The organism is Paracoccus haeundaensis, assembly GCF_006239215.1.
Classification (GTDB): domain Bacteria; phylum Pseudomonadota; class Alphaproteobacteria; order Rhodobacterales; family Rhodobacteraceae; genus Paracoccus; species Paracoccus marcusii.
On record NZ_VDDC01000005.1, the window covers coordinates 1 to 25,862 of the forward strand.

Consider the following 25,862-nt stretch of genomic DNA (forward strand, 5'->3'; position numbering starts at 1 on the left):
TGCGCCGTCCGTGGCGCAGGTGAGCCTGGCCGCACCCTGGCTGCTGGCGCTGCTGCCGCTGCCGCTGCTGCTGCGCTGGCTGCTGCCGCCGGTGGTCCGACCCCGCGCGGCGCTGGACGTGCCCGACCACCTGTTGCCCCATGCCACGCCTGGCAGCCTGCCGCCGCTGCACCGCGCCCCGTGGCTGGCGGCTGCGGCCTGGGTGCTGCTTGTCGTCGCCCTGGCGGGGCCGCAGGTGGAACGCCAGGCCCAGGTGGTTCCCGCCAGCGGGCGGGACATCGTCCTGGCACTGGACCTTTCGGGCAGCATGGAACAGGCCGATTTCACCCTGGACGGTCAGCCCGTCAGCCGCCTGGACGCGGTCAAGCGCACCGCCCGCGCCTTTGTGCAAAGCCGGACGGGCGACCGGATCGGCTTGGTGATCTTCGGCGGACGCGCCTATGTCGCGGCGCCGCTGACCTTCGATCTGAACGCCGTCGTTCAGGCCATCGACGAGGCGCAGATCGGCGTGTCGGGCCGCGGCACGGCCATCGCCGATGGCCTGGGCCTGGCGATCCGCAGGCTGCAGGACAGCACGTCACCCGGCCGGGTCGTGGTTCTGCTGTCGGACGGGGTCGACACCTCGGGCAGCGTGCTGGCGGTGGACGCGGCGCGCCTGGCGGCGTCGCACGGGCTGCGCATCCACACCATCGCCCTGGGCCCCGAGGACCTGGAGACCCGCCCCACCGCCCGCGACGCGGTCGACGTGGCGACCCTGCGCGCGGTGGCCGAAACCGCGGGGGGCGCGCTGTTTCGCGTGCGCGACACCGCCGACCTGACCGCGATGGCGCAGGCGCTGGACCGGCTGGAGCCCAGCCCGGGCGAACGGCCGCCGCTGCGCTATTGGCGGTCGCTGTGGATCTGGCCCGCGATGCTGTGCGCCGCCTGCCTGATGCTGGCCGCGATCCGGAGGCGGGAATGACCGGCGCGCTGCTGCTGCGGCCGTGGTGGCTAGCGGGTCTGGTGCCGCTTCTGGCGCTGGCGTGGTGGCTGGACCGTCGCGGGCCGTCCGCCGGCGGGTGGGAACAGGTCATGCCTCCGCACATGCTGGCCGCGATGCGCGCGCTTGGCGCCCTGGGCGGCAGCACCGGCCGGTGGGGCCCGCTGCTGCCCGTGGGGGCGGCGGCGCTGCTGGTGCTGGGCCTGTCCGGGCCGGCGCTGCCGCGCGCCGATGCGCCCGTCCTGGCGCGCACCGACAGCGTGCTGATCGCCATCGACCTGTCCCCCTCGGTCGCGCGGGGACCGGCGCTGGCGCAGGCGCAACAGGCCGCCGCCGCCCTGCTGCAGGGGCTGGCCGGCCGGCCCGTCGGCCTGATCCTCTACAGCGGAGAGGCCTATGCCGCATCCGCCCCCACCACCGATCCGCGCACGCTGCAGACGCTGATCGCGGTCCTGGATGCCGACACGGTGCCCGGCCAGGGCAGCAGGCCCGCAGCCGCCATCGGCCTGGCCGGGCAGATGTTCGGCGATGCGGGGCAGGCCGATCTGGTCCTGATCTCTGACGGGGCCGGGGTCGATGGCCAGGCCGTGGCCGAGGCCGGGCGTCTGGCCGCCCTGGGCACGCGCATCTGGGCGGTCCGGGTCGTGGGCGCCGCGCCGCAGGCGCCCACCCCTGCGCCCGATGCGCTGGCGCAGCTGGTGCAATCGGGCGGTCAGATGGTGCTGGCACAGGATGTCGACGGCTTGGCCGCCCGGCTGCGCCAGGGGGGCGATCGCCGTCGCGATCCGGCGGTGACGGCCCTCGGCTATCGCGATCTGGGGCCGTTCCTGGCCGCGCTGGCCGCCCTGCCGCTGCTGCAGATGCTGAGGCGGCGGCAATGAGGGCGGCGGCGGTCCTTCTGGTCCTGGCCGTGGCGGCGCTGGTCCTTGCCGGCCCCGCGGCGCTTGGTGCGCTGGCGCTGCGGGCGGGGTGGGACCGGGTCGCGCTGATCCTGCTGGACGATCCGGGCGCACGGGGCGTGGCCCACTACCGGTTGGGCGACCATGACCTGGCCGATGCCGATTTCGCCCGCGCGGGCCGGTCGCAGACCTACAACCGCGCGCTGTCGCTGGCCGCCACAGGCGACTATCCCCTGGCGGTCGCCTATTTCGACGCGGTGCTGTTCGCCAACCCCGCCGACGAACAGGCCCGCGCCAGCCGCGACCTGGTGGCGACGATGTTTCCGCCGCAGCAGGGCGACAGCGTCGCACCGGGTCGCATCCTGGGGCGGGGCGGGCGTCCCGCCCCGGACGAGATGATCGCCAACGCCCTGACCGACGCCGCCGCCGAAAGCTGGCGCCGACCGGTCGAGGCGCGGGGCATGGCCGCCAGCGACGCGTGGCTGGAAACCATCGCCGACGATCCCGGCGAATTCTTGGCCCTGCGGTTGCAGGGCGAACACGACCGGCGCGCCGGGCTGGGCCTGATCCGGCCAGAGGCGGGTGACCCGTGGTGATCCGGCTGATCCTCTTGCTGCTGATGCTGGCCACGCCGCTGCGCGCCGAAACCCCCGCACCCCTGGCCCCCGGAGAGGCGCGGCTGCTGATCCTGCACGATCACGGCAACCCCGTCGTGGCCGAGATGGTGCGCCTGACGCTCCGCGGCGAATACGACCTGACCGTGTCGCTGGAAAGCCTAACCTTTCCGTCGTCCGACGCCTATGACTGGATGCAGATCGACCGCGACCGCTGGTTCCAGGAACGCATCGGCGGTCGGATGATCCAGATCTTCGAACGCGACATCGCGCTGTTTCCGCGCCGGGCAGGGGACCTGACCATCGGTCCGCTGACCCATAACCTGACCAACATCACCCGCAGCGGCGTCCGCGAGGAGGTCAGCGTCACGTCGGGCATCACGCGCCTGACGGTCAAGCCCTTTCCCCATTCGGGCCGCCCCCTGACGGCACGCAGGCTGGTGCTGACGGACGAGCTGTCCGCACCGCCCGGCCGCTTGGCCAAGGACGACATCCTGACCCGCCGCGTCACCATCGAGGCCCTGGGCGCGATGGCCCATCACCTGCCGCCGCGCCCCGACATCGCCCAGCCCTGGCTGATCAGCTTTACCCTGCCGGAAATCCGCGAGACGATCCCCACCCCGGACGGCCCGGTCGCCCGCGTGGTCTGGGAATGGCAGATGCGCCCCCGCACGGGCGAGCCAGGCGTCCTGCCCGCGATCCCCTTTCCCTGGCTGGACACCGACAGCCGCCGGATCGAGGTGGCGGCGATGAAGCCGATCCCCTTCGGCTTCGCGGGTTTCAGCACCGCATCGGGGACGGGCGTCGCCCTGCATTGGCAGATGGCGGGGCTGGCGCTGTCGGGCGGGGTGGTCGCGCTGGCCGTGGTGTTGTGGGGCAGGCTGCCCGCGATCGGGCGCGGCCTGCGCCGGCTGCGGCCCGGCCCGCATGCGGCCGCGATGCGCAGGGCGGCGGCCATCGGCGATCTGACCAGGCTGCGTGCGGCCGCGGCGGCACATCTGGCGTGGCGCGGGGGCGGCGGGCCGCGCAGGCAGGCCCTGCTGCGCCAGCTGGACCACCAGATCTATGCCCCCGCCGGCGCGCCGGGGTTCGACGCGATGCGCTGGTTGCGCGACTGGTCGCGGGCCTAGCGGTTGCGCCGGGACGTCGCGCGGGCCTGCAGTTGATCCAGCGCGTCGGCATTGGCCCGGCCCCAGGCATAGACCGTCTCGACCAGATCGACGAAGCGCCTGCCAAGCGGCGTCAGGCTGTATTCGACTGCCGGCGGAACCGTGCTTTCGACATGGCGGTCGATCAGGCCGCTGTCCTCCATCTCGCGCAGGGTCTGCACCAGCATCTTCTTGGAGATCCCGGGCAGGCTGCGCAGCAGCACCCCATTGCGCGCCGCGCCCCCGTGCTGGGCATGCAGCGTGTGCAGGATCATGCTGGTCCATTTCGTGGCAAAGATCTCCATCGTGCGTCGGGGGGCGCAATCCTCGCGCCAGTCGGTGTCGATGCTGCCGGGTTCCATGGTGGTTACCTTTCGGTGGCTATGTCCCAATTTGGTGCCGTCTGGCACGACCGCGCCGCGCTGACTAGATCCTCTGACAGCACAAAGACAGGAGAGATTCATGACCCGCACCGCATTGGTCGTCGGCGCCACCGGCATTCAAGGCCAGGCCATCGCCGCCCAACTGGTCCGCGACGGATGGGCCGTCCTGGGCCTCAGCCGCAATCCGCAGCCGCAGGAGGGCGTGACGCCCGTGGCCGCCGACCTGCTGGACCCCGCATCCGTTGCCGCCGCCCTGGACGGTCTGGCCCCGACGCATGTGTTCCTGACCACCTGGCTGCGCCAGTCGACCGAGGCCGAGAACATCCGCGTCAACGCCCTGATGCTGCGCAACCTGTTCAACGGTCTGCGTCCGCTTGGCACCGTGCGCCACGCGGCGCTGGTGACCGGGCTGAAGCACTACCTTGGACCGTTCGAGGCCTATGGCAAGGGCAGCCTGCCCAAGACCCCGTTCCGCGAGGATCAGGGGCGGCTGGACGTTGCGAACTTCTATTACGCGCAGGAGGATGAACTGTTCGAGGCCGCGCGCCGCGACGGCTTCACCTACAGCATCCACCGGCCACACACCGTCATCGGCAAGGCGGTCGGGAACGCCATGAACATGGGCACCACCTTGGCCGTCTATGCCACCATCTGCCGCGAGACCGGGCGCCCGTTCCGCTTTCCTGGATCGGCCGTGCAGTGGAACGGCCTGACGGACATGACCGACGCCCGCCAGCTGGCCGCCCAGGTCATCTGGGCGGCGACCACGCCCGCCGCGCATGACCAGGCCTTCAATATCGTCAACGGCGACGTCTTCCGCTGGAACTGGATGTGGCACCGTCTGGCCGACTGGTTCGGCGTCAAAACCGAGGATTTCGACGGCACCGAACGCCCCTTGGCCGACCAGATGGCGGACGACGCCGCGATCTGGGCACACATCGCCGAACGCGAGGGGCTGGCCGAGCCGGACATCACCCGCCTTGTGTCGCCGTGGCACACTGACGCCGACCTGGGTCGGCCGATCGAGGTCGTGACCGACATGTCCAAAAGCCGCAAGTTGGGCTTCACCGCCTATCAGGCGACGGACGAGGCGTTCATCGACCTGTTCGAACAGCTTGAGGCGGACCGGATCATCCCCCGCCGCTGACCGTCCAAAGATCTGCATCTGCTGCGGTGAGGATGTCGGGCGACCGGCACCCTCATCGCCGCGGACGGAATGATGGTTCGCCTGGCCCATGGCCGACGGTGCTTTGGTCATGCGACGGAGGCGCCCGACGACATTCACGACGACCACAGAACCGCGTCTGATCAGGTGATCATATCGTGACGGTAAGGTGATGGCGGAGACGAAGGGATTCGAACCCTCGAGACCCTTTCGGGCCTGCACCCTTAGCAGGGGTGTGCCTTCGACCACTCGGCCACGTCTCCGCCGACCCGTATATGGATGTCGCCAAGGGGGGGCAAGGGGCTTTCTGGCCCCTTTTTGCAGATCGCCGCGCGGCGCCGTCCAAAGGGTTCGACGGCGCCGGACCGTGGCACGCGACAGTTCGTCCTCTTGGAACTGGGGCTGGAACCCGGAAGGCATTGACGCGATAGTCGGATGACGCAACCGGATGGCAGGACATGACCGAAATCTCTCGTCGCAAGTCGGATCACCTGCGCATCGTCACCGAAGGCCGCGGGGCGCAGGACCGGCTGGACAGCGGGTTCGACCAGGTCCGGTTCCTGCATCAGGCGCTGCCCGATCTGGACATGGATGCCGTCGTTACGGGAACGCGGTTCCTGGGACGCAGCCTGGGGGCGCCGCTGCTGATCTCGGCCATGACCGGCGGTCCGGACGAGGCGGAACGCATTAACCTGCACATCGCCGAGGCCTGCGCCCATCACCGCATCGCCCTGTCCGTCGGATCGCAGCGCATCGCGGTCGAGGCGGGCGGCAATGGCGGCCTGGGCGCCAGCCTGCGTGCGCGTGCGCCCCAGATTCCGATCCTGGGCAATATCGGCGCGGTCCAACTGAACTATGGCTTTGGCGTGGCGCAGGCGCAGCGCGCGGTGGACATGATCCAGGCCGACGCGCTGATCCTGCACCTGAACCCACTGCAGGAGGCGATCCAGGAAGGTGGTGACCGCAATTTTGCGGCCCTGCTGCCGCGGATCGAGGAGCTGGCCACCAGCCTGCCGGTCCCCCTGGGCGTCAAGGAGGTCGGTGCGGGGCTGTCGGCGCCCGTGGCGCGCCGTCTGATCGACGCGGGCGTGACGATCCTGGACGTCGCCGGCGCCGGCGGCACCAGCTGGGCGCGGGTCGAGGCCGAACGCGGCCCCGACCGCCTGCAGGCGCTGGCGGCACCGTTCCACGACTGGGGCATTCCCACGACCGCGTCGCTGCGCGCCATCGCGCCGATGATGGGTCCGGACCAGGTTCTGGTCGGGTCGGGCGGGGTGCGTCACGGGTTGGACGCCGCGCGGGCCATCCGCCTTGGCGCGGACCTCGTGGGGCAGGCGGCCCGCGCGCTGCCCGCCGCGCGCCACAGCGCCGAGGCCCTGTCCGATCACCTGTCTGACGTCGTGACCCAGCTGCGCATCGCGATGTTCTGCACGGGATCCGGCGACCTTGCGGCGCTGCGCCGCGCGCCTTTGCTGGTGCCTGGGCCGGGTGGCCAATGGTCGCAAGCAACGGGGATGGAAACCGGCGATGCGGGACTGTAGTTTGCGCGGATCGCCGGTCCGGGGGACAAGATGAGCGCACATGCCCTGCCCAAGGCAGATCTGACCGCCACCAGCCTGATCGTCTCGGGCGGCATCATCGCCGCGTGGCTGGCCCTGCATGTGCATGCGCTGTGGTTTCTGGACGCGGCGGCGCATCCCATCCTGGCGATCGCGAATTTCCTGGGGCTGACCTGGCTGTCGGTCGGATTGTTCATCATCGCGCATGACGCGATGCACGGGTCGGTCGTGCCGGGGCGTCCGCGCGCCAATGCGGCGATGGGCCAGCTGGTCCTGTGGCTGTATGCCGGATTTTCGTGGCGCAAGATGATCGTCAAGCACATGGCCCATCACCGCCATGCCGGAACCGACGACGACCCCGATTTCGACCATGGCGGCCCGGTCCGCTGGTACGCCCGCTTCATCGGCACCTATTTCGGCTGGCGTGAGGGGCTGCTGCTGCCCGTCATCGTGACGGTCTATGCGCTGATCCTGGGGGATCGCTGGATGTACGTGGTCTTCTGGCCGCTGCCGTCGATCCTGGCGTCGATCCAGCTGTTCGTGTTCGGCACCTGGCTGCCGCACCGCCCCGGCCACGACGCGTTCCCGGACCGCCATAATGCGCGGTCGTCGCGGATCAGCGACCCCGTGTCGCTGCTGACCTGCTTTCATTTTGGCGGTTATCATCACGAACACCACCTGCACCCGACGGTGCCGTGGTGGCGCCTGCCCAGCACCCGCACAAAGGGGGACACCGCATGACCAATTTCCTGATCGTCGTCGCCACCGTGCTGGTGATGGAGTTGACGGCCTATTCCGTCCACCGCTGGATCATGCATGGCCCCCTGGGCTGGGGCTGGCACAAGTCCCACCACGAGGAACACGACCACGCGCTGGAAAAGAACGACCTGTACGGCCTGGTCTTTGCGGTGATCGCCACGGTGCTGTTCACGGTAGGCTGGATCTGGGCGCCGGTCCTGTGGTGGATCGCCTTGGGCATGACCGTCTATGGGCTGATCTATTTCGTCCTGCATGACGGGCTGGTGCATCAGCGCTGGCCGTTCCGCTATGTGCCACGCAAGGGCTATGCCCGCCGCCTGTATCAGGCGCACCGCCTGCACCATGCGGTCGAGGGGCGCGACCATTGCGTCAGCTTCGGCTTCATCTATGCGCCCCCGGTCGACAAGCTGAAGCAGGACCTGAAGACGTCGGGCGTGCTGCGAGCCGAGGCGCAGGAGCGCACGTGACCCATGACGTGCTGCTGGCAGGGGCGGGCCTTGCGAACGGGCTGATCGCCCTGGCGCTGCGCGCGGCGCGGCCCGACCTGCGCGTGCTGCTGCTGGACCATGCCGCGGGACCGTCAGACGGCCACACCTGGTCCTGCCACGACCCCGACCTGTTGCCGGACTGGCTGGCGCGGCTGAAGCCCCTGCGCCGCGCCAACTGGCCCGACCAGGAGGTGCGCTTTCCCCGCCATGCCCGGCGGCTGGCCACCGGTTACGGGTCGCTGGACGGGGTGGCGCTGGCGGATGCGGTGGTCCGGTCGGGCGCCGAGATCCGCTGGAACAGCGACATCGCCCTGCTGGATGCTCACGGGGCGACGCTGTCCTGCGGCACCCGGATCGAGGCGGGCGCGGTCCTGGACGGGCGGGGCGCGCAGCCGTCGCGGCATCTGACCGTGGGTTTCCAGAAATTTGTGGGCGTCGAGATCGAGACCGACCGCCCCCACGGCGTGCCCCGCCCGATGATCATGGACGCGACCGTCACCCAGCAGGACGGGTACCGCTTCATCTATCTGCTGCCCTTCTCTCCGACGCGCATCCTGATCGAGGACACGCGCTATTCCGATGGCGGCGATCTGGACGACGACGCGCTGGCGGCGGCGTCCCACGACTATGCCCGCCAGCGGGGCTGGACCGGGGCCGAGGTCCGGCGCGAACGCGGCATCCTGCCCATTGCGCTGGCCCACGACGCGGCGGGCTTCTGGACCGATCACGCGGCGGGACCTGTCCCCGTGGGACTGCGCGCGGGGTTCTTTCACCCGGTCACCGGCTATTCGCTGCCCTATGCGGCGCAGGTGGCGGACGTGGTGGCGGGCCTGTCCGGGCCGCCCGGCACCGACGCGCTGCGCGGCGCCATCCGCGATTACGCGATCGACCGGGCACGCCGCGACCGCTTTCTGCGCCTTTTGAACCGGATGCTGTTCCGCGGCTGCGCGCCCGATCGGCGCTATACCCTGCTGCAGCGGTTCTACCGCATGCCGCATGGACTGATCGAACGCTTCTATGCTGGCCGGCTGAGCGTGGCGGATCAGCTGCGCATCGTCACCGGTAAACCGCCCATTCCCCTTGGCACGGCCATCCGCTGCCTGCCCGAACGTCCCCTGCTGAAGGAAAACGCATGAACGCCCATTCGCCTGCGGCCAAGACCGCCATCGTGATCGGCGCAGGCTTTGGCGGGCTGGCCCTGGCCATCCGCCTGCAGTCCGCGGGCATCGCCACCACCCTGGTCGAGGCCCGGGACAAGCCCGGCGGGCGCGCCTATGTCTGGCACGATCAGGGACACGTCTTCGACGCAGGTCCCACGGTCATCACCGACCCCGATGCGCTGAAAGAGCTGTGGGCGCTGACCGGGCAGGACATGGCGCGCGACGTGACGCTGATGCCGGTGTCACCCTTCTATCGGCTGATGTGGCCGGGCGGGAAGGTCTTTGATTACGTAAACGAGGCCGATCAGCTGGAGCGCCAGATCGCCCAGTTCAACCCGGACGATCTGGAGGGATACCGCCGCTTCCGCGATTACGCGGAGGAGGTGTACCAGGAGGGCTACGTCAAGCTGGGCACCGTGCCCTTCCTGAAGCTGGGCCAGATGCTGAAGGCCGCGCCCGCGCTGATGAAGCTTGAGGCCTACAAGTCCGTCCATGCCAAGGTCGCGACCTTCATCAAGGACCCCTATCTGCGGCAGGCGTTTTCGTATCACACGCTGCTGGTGGGCGGGAATCCCTTCTCGACCAGTTCGATCTATGCGCTGATCCACGCGCTGGAGCGGCGCGGCGGGGTCTGGTTCGCCAAGGGCGGCACCAACCAGCTGGTCGCGGGCATGGTCACGCTGTTCGAACGGCTTGGTGGTCAGATGATGCTGAACGCCAAGGTCGCGCGGATCGAGACCGAGGGTGCGCGGACCACGGGCGTCACCCTGGCCGACGGGCGGTCTTTGAAGGCCGACATGGTCGCCAGCAACGGCGACGTCATGCACAACTATCGCGACCTGCTGGGCCACACGGCCCGCGGGCAGAGCCGCGCGAAATCGCTGGACCGCAAGCGCTGGTCCATGTCGCTGTTCGTGCTGCATTTCGGTCTGCGCGAGGCGCCCAAGGACATCGCGCATCACACCATCCTGTTCGGCCCCCGCTACAAGGAGCTGGTCAACGAGATCTTCAAGGGCCCGAAGCTGGCCGAGGATTTCTCGCTGTATCTGCATTCGCCCTGCACGACCGACCCGGACATGGCGCCACCGGGCATGTCCACGCATTACGTGCTGGCCCCGGTGCCGCATCTCGGCCGCGCGGACATCGATTGGGCGGTCGAGGGGCCGCGCTATGCCGACCGCATCCTGGCCAGTCTGGAGGAGCGGCTGATCCCGAACCTGCGCGCCAACCTGACCACCACGCGCATCTTCACCCCCGCCGATTTCGCCAGTGAACTGAACGCCCATCATGGCAGCGCCTTCTCGGTCGAGCCGATCCTGACGCAATCCGCGTGGTTCCGGCCGCACAACCGCGACAAGACGATCCGCAACTTCTATCTGGTCGGCGCGGGCACCCATCCGGGCGCGGGCATTCCGGGCGTCGTGGGCTCGGCCAAGGCCACGGCCCAGGTGATGCTGTCCGACCTGGCGGGCGCATGAGCGATCTGGTCCTGACCTCGACCGAGGCGATCACCCAAGGGTCGCAAAGCTTTGCCACGGCGGCCAAGCTGATGCCGCCGGGCATCCGCGACGACACGGTGATGCTCTATGCGTGGTGTCGCCACGCGGATGACGTGATCGACGGTCAGGCCCTGGGCAGCCGCCCCGAGGCGGTGAACGACCCGCAGGCGCGGCTGGACGGCCTGCGCGCCGACACGCTGGCCGCGTTGCAGGGCGACGGTCCGGTGACCCCGCCCTTTGCGGCGCTGCGCGCGGTGGCGCGGCGGCATGATTTTCCGCAGGCCTGGCCCATGGACCTGATCGAAGGCTTTGCGATGGATGTCGAGGCGCGCGACTATCGCACGCTGGATGACGTGCTGGAATATTCCTATCACGTCGCAGGCATCGTCGGCGTGATGATGGCCCGCGTGATGGGCGTGCGCGACGACCCTGTCCTGGACCGCGCCTGCGACCTGGGGCTGGCGTTCCAGCTGACCAACATCGCGCGCGATGTGATCGACGATGCGCGCATCGGGCGGTGCTATCTGCCGGGGGACTGGCTGGACCAGGCGGGCGCGCGGATCGACGGGCCGGTGCCGTCGCCGGAGCTGTACACCGTGATCCTGCGGCTGCTGGATGCGGCGGAACCCTATTACGCGTCGGCGCGGGTGGGTCTGGCGGATCTGCCGCCGCGCTGCGCCTGGTCCATCGCCGCCGCGTTGCGGATCTATCGCGCCATCGGGCTGCGCATCCGCAAGGGCGGGCCGCAGGCCTATCGCCAGCGGATCAGCACGTCCAAGGCCGCCAAGATCGGGCTGCTGGGCATCGGGGGCTGGGATGTCGCGCGATCACGCCTGCCGGGGGCGGGCGTGTCGCGGCAGGGCCTCTGGACCCGGCCGCATCACGCCTAGGCGCGCGCGGCGTAGGGCAGAACCCGTTCCAGCAGGGCCGCGATTTCCGGAGCCTGAAGGCGCTTGCTGCGTAGCATCGCGTCCAGCTGGGCGCGGCTGGTTTCATAGTGGCGGGACACGTTCTGCAGGTCGGACACGGCCAGCAGACCACGCCGCGGGCCGGGGGCCGCGGCATCGCGGCCGGTATCCTTGCCAAGCGCCGCCTGGTCGCCCACGACGTCCAGCAGGTCATCATAGGACTGGAACACGCGGCCCAGCTGACGGCCAAAGTCGATCATCTGGGTCTGCTCCTCGGCGTCGAACTCCTTGATCACAGCCAGCATCTCCAGCCCGGCGATGAACAGCACGCCGGTCTTCAGGTCCTGTTCCTGTTCGACCCCCGCGCCGTTCTTGGCCGCGTGCAGGTCCAGGTCCTGGCCGGCGCACAGGCCCTGCGGTCCCAGCGACCGCGACAGGATCCGCACCAGCTGCGCCCGCACCGTGCCCGACGCGCCGCGCGCACCGGCCAGCAGGGCCATCGCCTCGGTGATCAGGGCGATGCCGCCCAGCACGGCACGGCTTTCGCCATGCGCCACATGGGTCGCGGGCTGGCCGCGGCGCAGCCCGGCATCGTCCATGCAGGGCAGGTCGTCGAAGATCAGCGATGCGGCATGCACCATCTCGACCGCGCAGGCGGCGTCGACGATCGTGTCGCAGACCCCGCCCGAGGCCTCTGCCGCAAGCAGCATCAGCATGCCGCGGAACCGCTTGCCCGACGACAGCGCGCCATGGCTCATGGCCGCGCCGAGCGGCTGCGACACGGCACCGAATCCCTGGGCGATCTCCTCAAGTCTGGTCTGCAGAAGGGTGGCGTGGATCGGGTTGACGTCTCGTCTCATCAGTGCCTTCGCGCTTGGGTTCTGACCTGGCGGGAAGGTCAGGCCGGGGCGGCACCCCGTGACCCGTCATCCACCGTCAACAGTCCCCATGTTGGAACGGTTCACGCCCGATTGCGAGCCTTTTCGACGGCGACGCGGGGTCGCGCGGCAATTTGTCCAACAAGGTCAGTGGACCGCCGCGCCGATGGCCGCGCGCAGCCATGCATCCTTGGCCGGAAACACCCGCGCCGCATCGTGATCGGCCAGGATCGTCCGGCGCGCGGCGCGGCGCAGGTCGGCCGCGTCACCCGGATTGTCCAGCACCCAGGCCATCGCGTCCGCGACCTCGTCTGCGTCGTCCATGTCGACGATCAGGCCATTCTCCATGTCGCGGACCAGTTCGCGCACCGGGGCGGTGTTCGACCCGATCACCAGGCATCCGGTGGCCATTGCCTCGGACAGGGACCAGGAGGTGACGAAGGGCTCGGTGAAATAGACATGCGCGTGCGAGGCCTGCAGCGTGCGGACATATTCATCGCGCGGGCGCATGGCGTTCACGTGGATGCGGCGGTGATCCAGGTCCAGCTGGTCGATCATCCGCAGCCACCAGCTGTCGCCGCGCGCCAGCGGTCGGCCATAGGACACGCTGTCATTGGCCAGGATCACCGTGTCGAAGTCGTCACGCCGCGCCTGCAGGCGGGCGACGCCGCGCAGGAATTGCGGAAAGCCGCGCAAGGGCTCCATCCCGCGGGTGGCATAGGTGATCACGGGGCGGTCGGCGGGCAGGCGCAACCAGTCGAAATCGATGCGCGCCTGCGGGTCGGGGCGGTGCAGGTCGCAATCGACCCCATCGGGCATCACGGTGATCTGGCGGCGCAGCACCGGAGGAAAGCGGCTGGCCTGGAACAGCGTCGGGCACCAGCTGGCATCGGCCAGGTCGAATTCGCCGGTGATCGGCAGGTTGCGCATCCGGTCCGAGATCATCACCGCCAGGTCGGCGGGCTTTTCCGCCCGACGCTTGTCCCAGTTGCGGTCGGTGTAATACCATTCGTGATAGGCGACATAGGTGCAGTCCGGCCAGACCAGCTTGACCCCCAACCCCACGCCCCAGCCCGCATGGGCCACCACGACGTCGGGGACATAGCCTTCGGAATGGCGCATGCGGAACATCAGCTCGGTCGCGCCGCGGCAGTTCTGCGCGGCGTGGTCAAGGATGTGACGCGGATCGCCCGTGGGGATCGTGGTGTCGCGCAGCGCAAATCGGCGGGTGCGGATGCCGTCATGGGCAGGGTCGGCGTCGATGCCGCCATGCATGAAGGTGACGTCCCAGCCCTGGCCCGCCAGCCAGCGGCCCAGGAACTCGAACTGGCCGGGGCCGGACAGGTGCAGGAACAGGATGCGCGGCCGCTGCGCCACGGATGCGGCGACCGTCATGACCGGGGAGCCGTCTGCCAGCCCGTGCAGCCCGCGGCCAGCAGCGGCTGCTGATCGGTGCGGTTCACGATGGCCTGCACGCGGGCATGGGCGACGCCCAGGTCCAGCCGCGCCTTTGTCGCGACCAGGAACGTCGCATCGCCGTCCAGGACCGCATGGACCGCGGGAAACGCGGCCTGCAGCAGGTCGCGGATCGCGGGCAGGGGGCCCGTTCCATGGATCAGCAGGACGCCGCCGTCGCCCGACAGGCGCCGCCCGGCGTGGCGGATGCGCGCCAGCGCGTCCGGGCCGTGCAGCCAGTCGTCATCCGCCCCCGCGACGATCGCATCCAGCCGCGGCGCATCGGGTGCCGCATCCGACAGCTGCGCTGGCCGGAACGCCGCGCCAAGGTCAAGCACCTGCATCGCTGCCAGGGGCCAGCCCGCCGCGGGGTGATGCACCGTCAGGCCGGGCACCAGGGCCAGCGCCGCAACGGCCAGCGGCAGATGCGCCGGCCCTGTCACCATCACGTGCCTCAGGGCCGATGTCGCGCAGAGCAGCCCAAGGCAGCGACGCGCCCAACCCTCGACCGGCATGGCCGGGTTCAGCGCGTCGATCACGCCCAAGGGGGTGCCGTCATCGCTCAGCACCTGCACCCGGCGGTCGTCCAGCAGGCGCAGCGCCGCCCCATCCGGGCGGTGCAGGCCGTGATTGATCGCCCGCGCGCGGGCCCGGACCGGGGCGTCGGTCGCCCGCAGCCAGGCGCGGTGGAAGGGCGTGACCCAGGAAAGCGCGTCGCGATTGTCCAGCAGCTCGACCGCCTGCTGGACGGCGATGGCCAGCGGACCGTCCAGGTCCAGCGACAGGGGCAGGCCGCCGGGCTGCGTCCCGGCCAGGGTCACGCGCCGTGCGCGCCAGGCATGGCGCTGCACGGGGCCGGTCTGGGGCCGTGTCTCGGCACGGTTCAGGTGCAGGTCGGACAGCGACGACAGGCGGGGGTTCAGCACGTGGATCAGGTCCGCCCCGCGCCGCAGGGCCAGCAGGCGCACCGGCACGCCAAGGGCGGGGGCACAGACGCATTCGTCGCCGCTGCCCGTCAGGGCATCGCCCAGCAGGCGCATCGCGACACCGGTCAACGGATCGTCGGCCCGCGCCTCTGCCGGGCGCAGGCCAAGTCTGGGGTCGTCATGGGTCAGCTGGGCGGTCATCGTGGGGCCCGCGCGGACATTACAGCCGACTGAAGAAGGCGCCGCCCAGGGGCGTGGCGCCATCCGCGGTCAGCAGCGCGTCCATCCGCGGAACGGCGACGCCAAGACCCAGGGCAACCTGGATGCCCCGGACGCCGCGCGGCGCGGACCAGCCGCGCACGGCCAGCATCACCCGCTGCCAGACGGCGGACCCCGTGGCGGTGTCGCGGATGTCGCTGCGCAGATGCGCGGTGTGGATCACCGTGATCCAGCTGGCGGAATGGGTCCGCATCGGTTCGAACGCGAACAGCGCAAAGGCCACCGGCTCGGCCTCCAGCGACACGACGACGGCACCGTGATAACCGCTGTCGTCATGGACCTGTGCCAGCAGGCGCTCCACCTGCGGCTGGTCGAAGGGCAGGTCCGCGAACAGGCTTTCCCGGTGCATCTGGCGGGCCAACGGCACGATCAGGTCGGGCCGGGCCGCGTGCCTGCCGACGGTGACTTCGGTCCGGCGCAGCAGGGCGGGGGGCAGGTCGGTATGGAGTGTCATGATCCCAAGCGGCCCAGCCTTGCCGTCGCCGACATGCTGGGCCTGTCCAATGACCGCAGGCCGGTCCTTACGAATACAGCGGGCGGTCGTTGCGGGCGTGGCGGGCGGCCAGCGAGCGTCCTTCGCGACCCTTCAGGAACGGGATGGCCGGATCGGTCTCGGTCATCGCGTCGAAATCGGGGAAGATCGCGCGCAGTTCGGACAGCTGGTCCTGGCTGAGAAAAGTCAGCGCCTGGCGCCCGGGGAACAGGCTCTCGGCCTCGATCCCCTCGACCGACAGGATCTGGTGGTCGGCGAACATCAGGTGCAGGTACTGGACGCTGCGGGCGTCGCCGTCCACGTCGATGCCGTTCACGCCGATCAGCTGCTTGACCGCGACAAGCACCTCGGGGGCGCCGAACATCGTCTCGGCGATGGCCGAGCGTATGACGACGCGGTGCTGGGGCGAAAAGCGGATGTCGCGCAGGGGCAGGCCGTTGCCGAAGGCGCCGGCGGGCACCAGGATCGGCAGCAGCTTGGGGTTCCCCGCCAGATCGACCGCGTCCAGCCTGCGCGAACCGATCCAGGCCAGGGCCTTGGGGCCGTTGCGGGTGATGACCGTGTCGCCCTGGCGCAGGGTCTCGATCGGGACCGCGCCGCGGGGGGTGTCGATCAGCGTGCCGGCGGTGAAGCAGACCGCGTTGATCGCCTCGAAGTTGGCAAAGCCCGACCGTGATGCCACCGTCGATCCGTCGCGAAGCGTCATCGTCCCATAGGAGACCGTGCCCTGCAGGATGCGCGGATAGGCCAGGATCGAGCCGATGTCGCTGTCGCTGTAGACGTTGGTGACCAGGTCGGCCTTGCCGTCGCCGTCGGTGTCCATGGTGACGTTGCCGCTGGACAAGGTCAGCGTCCACTCCCCGCGCAGGTTCAGCGTGTCCTGACCCTTGCCGCCGTCCAGCTTGGCGCCGCCGCGCATCTTGTCGGCATCCGACAGGCTGTGGTCCGGCTTCATGTCGAACCACAGGACGTCGTCGCCCTTGCCAAGGTCCACGCGCGCGCCGAACGACTGCTCCAGCTTCAGCGTGTCGTCGCCGTCGCCGGTCGAGATCGTCTCGAAGGTGGTGCGCGACAGATGGGCCATGTCGTCGCCGGTGCCCAGGTCGACCTGGCCGAAGGCGACGGGGGCGCCCTGGCCGGACAGGTTTCCGCCCTCCAGCGTGTCGTCGCCGCCCTTCATGCTGATGTCGTACACGCTCCGGTTGTCGCCCGGCTCGGTTTGCCGGCTGAACGCCCAGTCCGACAACGTGACGTTCTGGGTTCCCTCCGAGGAGTTGCCCTGAAGAATGGTCGCGCCATCGCCATCATAGCTGCCAAAGATCGTGGCCATGACAGTCATCCCTCTTGAAAACGATTCTTGTTAACCCTGTTTCAATGGCGTTACGCCCGCACCCCGGCGGTTGTCAACAAAATCCACGCGCCCGCCCCACGTGGGCGCGTTTTTCACGACCCGCGTCGCACATCGTGCAATTGATTGATTAACCTATGAACTTTCCGGTTCACATTGCACGTTGTGCAGGGCCGGTCAGGGTTGATCCGACGCGGGGGCCGGAGGCCGGCGTCCGCGTCGAATCTGCAACTGGAGGCTGTAAATTTGTGCGCTGTTAACTGTTTATTTATGGGTCAGCGGAACAGCAGCACGGATCTGCGGGAATCGATCAGCATGCGCGTCGTGACCGATCCGATGATCAACCGGCGAATGCGGCTATGCCCATAGGCCCCCATGACCAGCAGGTCGTGATCCTGCTGTTCGATCCGTGCGATCAGCGCGCTGTCGGCGCTGCCGTCCAGCAGTTCGGCGCGGGCATCGCGGCCGGCGGCGCGCAGGCGCAGGATCGCCTCCTCCAGCTGGACCTGCGCCTCGCGGTTGACCGGGGCGGCCATCGCCACCTCGATCCGAAGCCCGTCGAAGACCGGGCTGGAGGCCACGTGATCGACCGCCTTCATCGCCGAGGCCCCGCCGTCAAAGGCCAGCATCACGCTGGCGATGGGGCGGAAGGCGCGGGCGGCGACCAGGACCGGCACCTTGGCCGCGCGGACCACGCGTTCAAGGTTCGATCCGGGATGGTCGGCCGCGAAATCGGCGGCCTCTCCGCGCTTGCCGATCACGATCAGGGCGGGGCCTGCGGCCTTGCCGGTCGCATGGGCGATCAGGTCGCCCTGTTCCAAGCGCGTCTCGACCCGCGCGGCGCCGGCGCCCAGGGTCAGGTTGCGCGCATCCTCCAGCAGGGCGCGGCCCTGGGCGTTCGCCAGGCGCGCGCGCTGTTCGTCAAGGCTTGCCAGCTCGTCCAGCAGGGCGCTGCGCGCGCCAAGGCGGATCGTGCCGGACAGGTCCTGCGACGGGGCGGGGGACCTGCGGCCCAGGACGTGCAGCAGCTCGACCGGCATGCCGCTGCGCGCGGCAAGCCAGCCCGCATGTTCGCACACCGAGGCCGCGTAGACCGAGCCGTCCACCAGGGCGATGATCTTGTCGTTCATGTGCCGTCTCCCCCTCTAATGCGCCGTCAGCTTGTCCAGGGCGCCGGGCTTGTCATGGATGGCAAGCCGGTCGACCAGCGTCTCCGAGGCGGCGTTCATGCCGATCAGCTGCACCTGCGCGCCGTCGCGCCGGAACTTCAGGATCGCCATGTCCAGCGCCTGCACCGAGCTGATGTCCCAGATATGCGCCCCTCTGACGTCGATGGTGACATGATCCAGCGGTTCTGCAAAGTCGAACGCGGCCATGAAATCCTCGACCGAGGCATAGAACATCTGCCCTTCGACGACATAGGTCCGGCTGCGGCCGTCCGCCGACAGGGTCGAGGTCACGCCGAACAGCTGCGCGATCTTGGCGGCGAAGAAGATCCCCGACAGCAGCACGCCCACCAGCACCCCGATGGCCAGGTTGTGGGTCCAGACGACCGTGGCGACGGTCGCCAGCATCACCACCGAGGACGAGCGCGGATGGGTGCGCAGGTTGGCCAGCGACGACCAGCTGAAGGTGCCGATGGACACCATGATCATGATCGCGACCAGCGCCGGCATGGGAATGCGGCTGACCAGATCGCCCAGACCCACCACCAGGATCAGCAGCGCCACCCCGGCGGTGAAGGACGACAGCCGCCCCCGCCCGCCGGATTTGACGTTGATCATCGACTGTCCGATCATGGCGCAGCCCGCCATGCCCCCGATGAAGCCGGTGGCGGTGTTGGCCAGGCCCTGGCCGATGCATTCCTGGTTGCGGTTGCTGCGTGTGTCGGTCAGCTCGTCCACCAGGTTCTGGGTCATCAGGCTTTCCAGCAGGCCCACGATGGCGACCGCGATGGAATAGGGCAGGATGATCTGCAGCGTCTCCAGCGTCAGCGGGATGTCGGGGATCAGGAACATCGGCAGCGTGTCGGGCAGCGCGCCCATGTCGCCCACCGTGCGCACGTCCCACCCGAAGGTCATCGCAAGCCCGGTCAGCACGACGATGGTGACCAGCGGCGACGGGATCGCCTTGGTGATGCGCGGGAACAGGTAGATGATCGCCAGCGACGCGGCGACCAGCACGTAGGTGAACCAGGTCACGCCGGGTGCGGACAGGTCCAGTTCGGGCAGCTGCGCCATGAAGATCAGGATCGCCAGCGCGTTCACGAACCCGGTCATCACCGATTTCGAGACAAAGCGCATGAAGCGTCCCAGACCGGCCAGGCCGCAGCCGATCTGGATCAGGCCGGCCAGCACGGTGGCCGCCAGCAGGTATTCAAGCCCGTGATCGCGCACCAGCGTGATCATCAGCACCGCCGTCGCCGCCGTCGCGGCCGAGATCATGCCGGGACGCCCCCCGGTGATCGCGGTGATGACCGCGATCGAGAAGCTGGCATACAGCCCCACCTTGGGGTCCACGCCCGCGATGATGGAAAAGGCGATGGCCTCGGGGATCAGCGCCAGGGCCACGACAAGGCCCGAAAGCAGGTCGGGCCTGATGTTGCCCAGCCATTCGTTCTTGTAGGTCGTCAGTGAAAACATGTGTCATCCGTTCCTGACCGGGCCGTCGTGGCCTGCGGTCCGACAGTCAAGTGTCAAGGTTCGAATTGTCCGGCGGATCGGCGGCCGGAAGAGCCACCCGGAATCTCACCGGGTCCATGCACGTGTCGGGCTGATAGCCGCAAAGAGGCCGCTGGCGCAACCCCCTTGCGGCCGGGGGGCCTCAGCCGCGGGTGCGCAGCAGACCCATGATGTCCTTGGTCCGCTCCAGGATCGGCATGGCGACGGCCGCCGCGCGGTCGGACCCGTCGGCCAGGATCGCATCGATCTGGGCGGGGTCGGCCATGTATTCGGACATGCGCCGGGTGATGGGCGACAGCGCCTCGACCGCGACCTCGGCCAGGGCGGGCTTGAACGCGCCGAACCCCTGACCTTCGAACCGGGCCAGGACCTGGTCGGGGGTCTCGTCCGTCAGGGCGGCATAGATGTTGATCAGGTTGCGCGCCTCGGGGCGGTCCTTTAGACCGTCCATCTGGCCGGGCAGGGGGTCGGCATCGGTGCGCGCCTTGCGGATCTTCTGGGCGATGGTGTCGGCATCGTCGGTCAGGTTGATGCGGCTGGCATCCGACGGATCGGATTTCGACATCTTCTTTGACCCGTCGCGCAGGGACATGACCTTGGTGGCCACGCCTTCGATCAGCGGTTCGGTGATTGGGAAATGGGTGACGCCGTAATCGTGGTTGAACTTGGCCGCGATGTCGCGGGTCAGTTCCAGATGCTGCTTCTGATCCTCTCCGACCGGGACGGCGGTCGCCTGATAGGTCAGGATGTCGGCCGCCATCAGCGCCGGATAGGCCAGAAGGCCCAGGCTGACGTTCTCGGCGTTCTTGCCGGCCTTGTCCTTGAACTGGGTCATCCGGTACATCCAGCCCACGCGCGCGACCGTGTTGAACAGCCACGCCATCTCGGCATGGGCGCTGACCTGGGACTGGTTGAACAGGATCGACTGCGCGGGGTCCACGCCCGACGCCATGAAGGCCGCCGCCGCCTCGCGCGTGCGCGACAGCAGGATCTGGGGGTCCTGCCAGACGGTGATCGCGTGCAGGTCGACGATGCAGTAGATCGTCTGCGCGTCCGGGCCCTGCAGGGCTGCGAACCGCTTGAGCGCGCCAAGGTAGTTGCCAAGCGTCAGCCCGCCCGACGGCTGGATGCCGGAAAAGATGCGTGGGCGGAACTGGGCGTTGATCGGGTCGGACATGAGCGGCCTGCCTTGGAATTTCCTGCCCGCTGGCTTAGCGGTTGACCGGTGCCTTCGCAACCCAAGGAAACCCCATGCGATCAAGCCTGCCTGAATCGCCGCTGAACCCGCTGCCGCCCGTTATCTGGCTGCTGACCGTGCCCGTCATCGCCTCCGAGGCGGTCTTTGCCCTGGGCGGCGCGGGCCTGATCGGCGGGGCCGAGGGCGTGGGCCTGCGCCTGTCCGCGATCCGCATGGCGGCGTTTCCGCCCGAACTGGCGCAGCGCGCCTGGACGTTGGGGGCGTTCGATCTGGAACAGATGTACCGGTTCCTCAGCTTCGTGTTCATCCATGTCAACGCCATGCATGCGCTGTTCGTCGTGGTCTTCACGCTGGCTTTGGGGAACATGGTCGCGCAGAACTTCCGCCCTTGGGCGGTGCTGGCGCTGTATTTCGGGTCGGCCATCGGCGGTGCGCTGGTCTATGCCGCGATCATCCAGGCGGTGGGCGCGCGGTCCGCGCCGCTGATCGGCGGCTATCCGGCGGTCTATGGGCTGGTGGGGGCGTTCACCTTCCTGATCTGGACGCGGCTGGCGGCCGAGAACGCGAACCGGATGCGGGCCTTCACGCTGATCGGCATGCTGCTGCTGTTCCAGCTGGTCTTCGGCCTGATCTTCGGCGGCGCGGGCCTGGGCTGGATTGCCGAGATCGCGGGCTTTGGGTTCGGGTTCGCGCTGTCCTTCGTGCTGGTCGACGGGGGCATGGCCCGCGCGCTGGCGCAGCTGCGCCAGCGTTAACCGCGCCGGACGGCGGCGCGCAGTTCCGACGGGCGATAGCCCACGATGACAAAGGCCAGCGCGAAATAAAGCGCGGCGCCGCCAAAGACCAGGATCGCCAGCCCCGCACCGCGACCCAGGCCTGCGGCCTCCAGCCAGCCGCGGGTAGCCCACAGGACGGCAGCCATCAGCGCCGATGCCAGCAGGATGCGCGGGAACGACCGGCGCAGGCGCGCATCGGCGCGCGCCGCCTGACCCATCGACCGGGTGCCCCACCACAGCTGCGCCACCATGATCCAGGCCGCGATGGTCGTGCCAAGCGCCGCCGCCAGGAAGCCGAAGATCGGCATCAGGCCAAAGGCCGCGACGGCGTTCACCACCATCGAGATCAGGGCAAAGCGGAACGGGGTCCTGGTATCTTCGCGCGCGAAATACAGCGGCTGCAGGATCTTCTGCAGCACGAAGGCGGGCAGGCCGAAGGCATAGACGATCAGCGCCGCCGCCGTCTGCTGTGTGTCGAAGGCGGTGAAGGCACCGCGTTCGAACAGCGTGCTGACCATCGGTTCCGCGATCACCGCGATCGCGAAGGCCGAGGGCAGCGTCAGGAACAGTCCGAATTCCGTGGCGCGGGAATAGGCCGACTGGCCGCCCGCGTGATCCTCGGCCCGGATGCGGCGGGCCAGTTCGGGCAGCAGGACGACCGCGACCGCCGCGCCCACCACGCCCAGAGGCAGCTGGTACAGCCGGTCGGAATAGGACAGCCAGGCGATCGCGCCCTCGAACCGGGATCCGACCTGGCGGCCGACCAGCAGGTTGATCTGCACGACGCCGCCTGCGAAGGCCGCGGGCAGGGCCACCGCGATCAGGCGGCGCATGTCGGGCGTCAGGCGCGGGCGGTGCGGCCAGAACGTGTATCCGGTCCGCCGCGCGTCCCACCAGACCAGCGCCAGCTGCGCCACCCCAGTGACGGGCGTGGCCCAGGCCAGGGTCAGGCCCAGGTCCCATCCCTGCCAGCGCCCAAGCCCCATCGCGACGATGAACAGCAGGTTCAGCAGCACCGGCGCCGCCGCCGCGGCGGTAAATCGCCCGTTCGCGTTCAAGACGCCCGAGATCATCGAGGCCATCGAGATCAGCAGGATGTAGGGAAAGGTGATCCGCCCGTATTCGACCGCCAGGTCGAACCGTTCATCGCCCGCGAACCCCGACGCCATCAGCCAGACCAGCCCCGGCATGAAGATCATCGCCACCGCCGACAGCGCCAGCACCGTCATGAACAGCCCCGAGAACGCCTCGCGCGCGAAACGCTGCGCGTCGGCCGGGTCGTCCAGCTTCTTCGAGAACATCGGGATGAAGGCGGTGTTGAACGCGCCCTCGGCGAAGAAGCGGCGGAACATGTTGGGCAGGGACAGCGCGATCAGGAACGCCTCGGCCACGGCGCCGGTGCCCAGCCAGGCGGCCATCAGAATGTCGCGCACGAAGCCCGACGCGCGCGAGATCAGCGTCCATAGCCCAACGGAGAGGAACCCCCGCACCAATCCGGATTTCATGCCTGTTCAGCCTCGGCCCGTTTCACGCCGTCGGCGATCGCCGTGCGCAGTTTCTTTTCCAGCCCGTCACGTTTCGCGGGGCTGTGCAGCTTCAGGCCGAACATGTCCTTGACGTAGAAGCTGTCGACCACCTGCGCCCCATAGGTCGCAATGACGGCGCTGACAATCTGGATGTGGGTCGCGGCCAGTGTCCGCGTCAGGTCGTACAGCAGGCCGGGGCGGTCGCGGGTGTCGACCTCGATGATGGTATAGATGTCGCTGCCTTCGTTGTCGAAGGTGATGTGGGTCGGGAACTTGAACTCTCGGTTGCGCTTTTTCGGCTTGTCCCGGCTGGCAAAGGCCTCGCGGGCGACGATCTCTCCGGCCAAGGTGCGCAGGATGGTCTGGCGCAGGCGGGGCAGGCGATCCTCGGCAAAGGGATGCCCCTCGGCGTCCTGGACCCAGAACACCGCCGTCGCATAGCCGTCCCGCGTGGTATAGGTGCGCGCGTCGACCACGTTCGCCCCGGTCAGCGTCAGCGCCCCGGCCAGCCGCGAGAAGATGCCCGGATGGTCCGACAGCACGAAGGCCGCGCGGGTCGCATCCCGGTCGGGATCGGCGCGCAGGTCGATGCGGATCTCGTCCGCGCCCAGGCCAGACAGAAGGTCGGCGAAGACGGCCTGCGTCTGGGTCTGCAGGCCCGACCAATAGGCGTCGTAATGGCGGCCCAGTTCGGCGCGTATGGTGCGGGCGTCCCAACCCTTGGCGATCAGCAGGTGGCGCAGCGACCGTTTCGCCTCGGTCTGGCGACGGTCGCGGTTCAGCTCCTCCAGCCCGTTCTCCAGCGCGGCCGCGGTCTCCTGGTGCAGCTGGCGCAGCAGCGCGGCCTTCCAGTTGTTCCAGGTGCCCGGACCCACGCCGCGGATGTCGCAGACGGTCAGGACCAGCAGCATGTCCAGCCGCTTGCGCGTCTTCACCGCCTTGGCAAAGTCGCGCAGCGTGCGCGGGTCGCTGATGTCGCGTTTCTGCGCCACGTCGGACATCAGCAGGTGATGGCGCACCAGCCATTCGACCGTGTCGATGTCGTCCTGGGCAAAGCCGAAGCGCGCCGCGATCCGCCGCGCGATGCGCGCCCCCAGGATCGAATGATCCTCGGGGCGGCCCTTGCCGATGTCGTGCAGCAGGGTCGCCAGGTACAGCACCCGACGGTTCACGCCGGCCTGGATGATCTCCGACGACAGCGGCAGGTCCTCGGGGTGTTCGCCGCGCTCGATCTCGGCCAGGGCGGCGACGCATTGGATGGAGTGTTCGTCGACGGTATAGTGGTGATACAGGTTGAACTGCATCATCGCGACGACGGGTTCGAATTCCGGGATGAAGGCGGCCAGCACGCCCAGTTCGTTCATGCGCCGCAGCGCGCGTTCGGGGTTTCCGTGCCGCAGCAGCAGGTCCATAAAGATGCGGATCGCCTCGGGGTCGGACTGCACCTTGTCGTCGATGCGGTCCAGGTTCGCGGCCACCAGGCGCAGCGCCTCGGGGTGGATCAGCACGCCGGTGCGCAGGGCCTCCTCGAACAGGCGCAGGATGTTCAGCGGGTCGGCCAGGAAGGTCGCCTCGGTTTCATAGGACAGGCGACCCTGCTGATCGACGAAACCCGCGCGCATCTTGCGCCGCCGACGGAAGATGCGGCCCAGGAAGGGTGCTGCGCGGACATGGCGGGTCTCCAGTTCCGTCAGGAAGACGCGGGTCAGCTCTCCGACGCGGGTGGCGTGACGGAAATAGTCCTGCATGAAGTACTCGACCGCGCGCCGGGCGGTGGTGTCGACATAGCCCATGCGCCGCGCCACCTCGACCTGCATGTCAAAGGACAGCACGTCCGACGGCCGCCCCGCGATCAGATGCAGATGGCTGCGCACCGCCCACAGGAAATCCTCGGCCTGCCAGAAGGCCAGATGCTCGTCGCGGGTGAAGACGCCCAGATCGACCAGCTCGACCGCCCTGTCGACGCGGTGGATGTATTTCGCGATCCAGTACAGCGTCTGCAGGTCGCGCAGGCCGCCCTTGCCCTCCTTGACGTTGGGTTCCAGGACATAGCGCTGGCCGCCCTGACGGGTGTGGCGCGCGGCGCGTTCCTCCAGCTTGGCCTCGATGAACTCGGGAATGGTCCGCTCGAACAGTTCGGCCCACAGGCGGGTGCGCAGCTCCTCGGCCAGAGGGGCGTGGCCCGTGACCAAGCGGTGTTCCACCAGCGAGGTGCGGATCGTCATGTCCGCCGCACCAAGGCGCAGGCAGTCGTCCACGCTGCGGATCGAATGGCCGATCTTCAGCTTCAGATCCCACAGCATGTACAGCATCGATTCGACGACGCTTTCCGCCCAGGGGGTGATCTTCCACGGGGTCAGGAACAGCAGGTCCACGTCGGAGGAGGGCGCCATCTCGGCCCGGCCATAGCCGCCGACGGCCAGCACGGCCAGGCGCTGCGTCTCGGACGAGGACTGCTGGGGGTGCAGGCGTGTCGTGGCCACGTGATGGACCGCGGTGACAAGCGCATCCGTCATCATGGCGATGGCACGCACCGTCTCGCGCGCGGCGCGGGGATGGGTGGCAAAGGCGGCCTCGATCGCCTCCATCGTCACGGATCGCGTCAGGGCCAGCATCGCCACGGTCTGCGCGCGGATCTGGCGGGGGTCGGTGGTTCCCGCCAGCTGCCGGTCCAGGCGGGCCAGCAGCTGGTCGGTGTCCAGGTCGGGTCGGGCCGCGACGATGGTCATCGGTCGGTGCGT

Annotated in this window: 23 protein-coding genes, 1 tRNA gene and 1 other annotated feature; of the genes, 12 read left to right on the top strand and 12 right to left on the bottom strand. The window is 69.0% G+C overall.

The features are described from left to right. The first annotated feature begins 19 nt into the window (after positions 1-19). The 4 genes from FHD67_RS01955 to FHD67_RS01970 are packed head-to-tail and all read left to right on the top strand — an operon-like array spanning position 20 to position 3,622. The gene (locus tag FHD67_RS01955; protein ID WP_139597756.1) at positions 20-961 is read left to right on the top strand and encodes a VWA domain-containing protein; all 942 of its coding nucleotides are present in this window, start codon (positions 20-22) and stop codon (positions 959-961) included. After that, on the top strand, positions 958-1,860 hold the full coding sequence (locus tag FHD67_RS01960) for a VWA domain-containing protein (RefSeq protein WP_139597662.1): 903 nt from the start codon (positions 958-960) through the stop codon (positions 1,858-1,860). Before FHD67_RS01955 ends, FHD67_RS01960 begins: the two co-directional genes overlap by 4 nt. After that, positions 1,857-2,474, top strand: a complete 618-nt coding sequence (locus FHD67_RS01965; RefSeq protein WP_139597663.1) for a hypothetical protein — start codon at positions 1,857-1,859, stop codon at positions 2,472-2,474. Before FHD67_RS01960 ends, FHD67_RS01965 begins: the two co-directional genes overlap by 4 nt. Then, entirely contained in the window at positions 2,471-3,622 is a 1,152-nt protein-coding gene (locus tag FHD67_RS01970; protein ID WP_139597664.1) for a BatD family protein, read from the top strand. The genes FHD67_RS01965 and FHD67_RS01970 overlap by 4 nt, the downstream gene beginning before the upstream one ends. Here FHD67_RS01970 and FHD67_RS01975 read toward each other — a convergent pair. Next, complete coding sequence (locus FHD67_RS01975; RefSeq protein WP_046000940.1) at positions 3,619-4,002, bottom strand: winged helix-turn-helix transcriptional regulator; 384 nt, start codon at positions 4,000-4,002, stop codon at positions 3,619-3,621. The genes FHD67_RS01970 and FHD67_RS01975 overlap by 4 nt on opposite strands. A 100-nt stretch (positions 4,003-4,102) precedes the next feature. On the opposite strand from FHD67_RS01975, the gene FHD67_RS01980 reads away from it, so the two are divergent. Next, complete coding sequence (locus tag FHD67_RS01980) at positions 4,103-5,170, top strand: SDR family oxidoreductase (RefSeq protein WP_139597665.1); 1,068 nt, start codon at positions 4,103-4,105, stop codon at positions 5,168-5,170. Positions 5,171-5,361: 191 nt separating this feature from the next. Here FHD67_RS01980 and FHD67_RS01985 read toward each other — a convergent pair. Continuing rightward, a tRNA-Ser gene (locus FHD67_RS01985) sits at positions 5,362-5,451 on the bottom strand. Between the two features lie 195 nt (positions 5,452-5,646). Between FHD67_RS01985 and fni the strand changes: the two genes are divergently transcribed. Genes fni through FHD67_RS02015 form a run of 6 tightly spaced genes read left to right on the top strand, consistent with a single transcriptional unit; the run spans position 5,647 to position 11,543 of the window. Next, a complete protein-coding gene (gene fni, locus FHD67_RS01990) occupies positions 5,647-6,729 on the top strand; it encodes a type 2 isopentenyl-diphosphate Delta-isomerase (RefSeq protein ID WP_139597666.1) in 1,083 nt (360 codons plus the stop codon). 30 nt (positions 6,730-6,759) lie between these two features. After that, entirely contained in the window at positions 6,760-7,488 is a 729-nt protein-coding gene (locus FHD67_RS01995; RefSeq protein WP_127898117.1) for a fatty acid desaturase, read from the top strand. Next, positions 7,485-7,973 (top strand): sterol desaturase family protein, encoded by a 489-nt coding sequence (locus FHD67_RS02000; RefSeq protein WP_045982218.1) that lies wholly within the window; start codon positions 7,485-7,487, stop codon positions 7,971-7,973. Before FHD67_RS01995 ends, FHD67_RS02000 begins: the two co-directional genes overlap by 4 nt. Beyond that, positions 7,970-9,130 (top strand): lycopene beta-cyclase CrtY, encoded by a 1,161-nt coding sequence (crtY, locus tag FHD67_RS02005; protein ID WP_139597667.1) that lies wholly within the window; start codon positions 7,970-7,972, stop codon positions 9,128-9,130. Before FHD67_RS02000 ends, crtY begins: the two co-directional genes overlap by 4 nt. After that, entirely contained in the window at positions 9,127-10,632 is a 1,506-nt protein-coding gene (locus FHD67_RS02010; RefSeq protein WP_139597668.1) for a phytoene desaturase, read from the top strand. Before crtY ends, FHD67_RS02010 begins: the two co-directional genes overlap by 4 nt. Next, a complete protein-coding gene (locus FHD67_RS02015; protein WP_139597669.1) occupies positions 10,629-11,543 on the top strand; it encodes a phytoene/squalene synthase family protein in 915 nt (304 codons plus the stop codon). Before FHD67_RS02010 ends, FHD67_RS02015 begins: the two co-directional genes overlap by 4 nt. Here FHD67_RS02015 and FHD67_RS02020 read toward each other — a convergent pair. The 8 genes from FHD67_RS02020 to trpS all read right to left on the bottom strand — a co-directional run bounded on the left by FHD67_RS02020 (position 11,540) and on the right by trpS (position 20,798). Next, complete coding sequence (locus FHD67_RS02020) at positions 11,540-12,421, bottom strand: polyprenyl synthetase family protein (protein WP_139597670.1); 882 nt, start codon at positions 12,419-12,421, stop codon at positions 11,540-11,542. The genes FHD67_RS02015 and FHD67_RS02020 overlap by 4 nt on opposite strands. A 165-nt stretch (positions 12,422-12,586) precedes the next feature. Continuing rightward, positions 12,587-13,834, bottom strand: a complete 1,248-nt coding sequence (locus FHD67_RS02025) for a glycosyltransferase family 4 protein (RefSeq protein ID WP_139597671.1) — start codon at positions 13,832-13,834, stop codon at positions 12,587-12,589. After that, positions 13,831-15,021, bottom strand: coding sequence for a hypothetical protein (locus FHD67_RS02030; protein ID WP_046000947.1), 1,191 nt, complete (start codon positions 15,019-15,021; stop codon positions 13,831-13,833). The genes FHD67_RS02025 and FHD67_RS02030 overlap by 4 nt, the downstream gene beginning before the upstream one ends. Positions 15,022-15,040: 19 nt before the next feature. Then, entirely contained in the window at positions 15,041-15,553 is a 513-nt protein-coding gene (locus FHD67_RS02035) for a hypothetical protein (protein ID WP_046000948.1), read from the bottom strand. Positions 15,554-15,620: 67 nt separating this feature from the next. Continuing rightward, positions 15,621-16,922 (bottom strand): Hint domain-containing protein, encoded by a 1,302-nt coding sequence (locus FHD67_RS02040; RefSeq protein ID WP_176695027.1) that lies wholly within the window; start codon positions 16,920-16,922, stop codon positions 15,621-15,623. Between the two features lie 293 nt (positions 16,923-17,215). Further along, entirely contained in the window at positions 17,216-18,070 is an 855-nt protein-coding gene (locus tag FHD67_RS02045; RefSeq protein WP_139597673.1) for a universal stress protein, read from the bottom strand. A 15-nt stretch (positions 18,071-18,085) separates the two neighbouring features. After that, positions 18,086-19,582, bottom strand: a complete 1,497-nt coding sequence (locus FHD67_RS02050; protein WP_139597674.1) for a SulP family inorganic anion transporter — start codon at positions 19,580-19,582, stop codon at positions 18,086-18,088. Positions 19,583-19,645: 63 nt separating this feature from the next. Next, positions 19,646-19,701: a sequence feature (sul1 is cis-regulatory element that is thought to sense ions involved in sulfur or methionine metabolism; They are found in Alphaproteobacteria), on the bottom strand. 62 nt (positions 19,702-19,763) lie between these two features. Next, positions 19,764-20,798, bottom strand: coding sequence for a tryptophan--tRNA ligase (trpS, locus tag FHD67_RS02055; RefSeq protein ID WP_045982226.1), 1,035 nt, complete (start codon positions 20,796-20,798; stop codon positions 19,764-19,766). A gap of 74 nt (positions 20,799-20,872) precedes the next feature. On the opposite strand from trpS, the gene FHD67_RS02060 reads away from it, so the two are divergent. Then, on the top strand, positions 20,873-21,574 hold the full coding sequence (locus tag FHD67_RS02060; RefSeq protein WP_045982227.1) for a rhomboid family intramembrane serine protease: 702 nt from the start codon (positions 20,873-20,875) through the stop codon (positions 21,572-21,574). Here the strand turns inward: FHD67_RS02060 and murJ are convergent. Further along, positions 21,571-23,100, bottom strand: a complete 1,530-nt coding sequence (murJ, locus tag FHD67_RS02065; protein ID WP_127898130.1) for a murein biosynthesis integral membrane protein MurJ — start codon at positions 23,098-23,100, stop codon at positions 21,571-21,573. The two genes, FHD67_RS02060 and murJ, sit on opposite strands and share 4 nt — an antisense overlap. After that, positions 23,097-25,850, bottom strand: coding sequence for a [protein-PII] uridylyltransferase (locus FHD67_RS02070; RefSeq protein ID WP_139597675.1), 2,754 nt, complete (start codon positions 25,848-25,850; stop codon positions 23,097-23,099). Before FHD67_RS02070 ends, murJ begins: the two co-directional genes overlap by 4 nt. Positions 25,851-25,862: the final 12 nt, after the last annotated feature.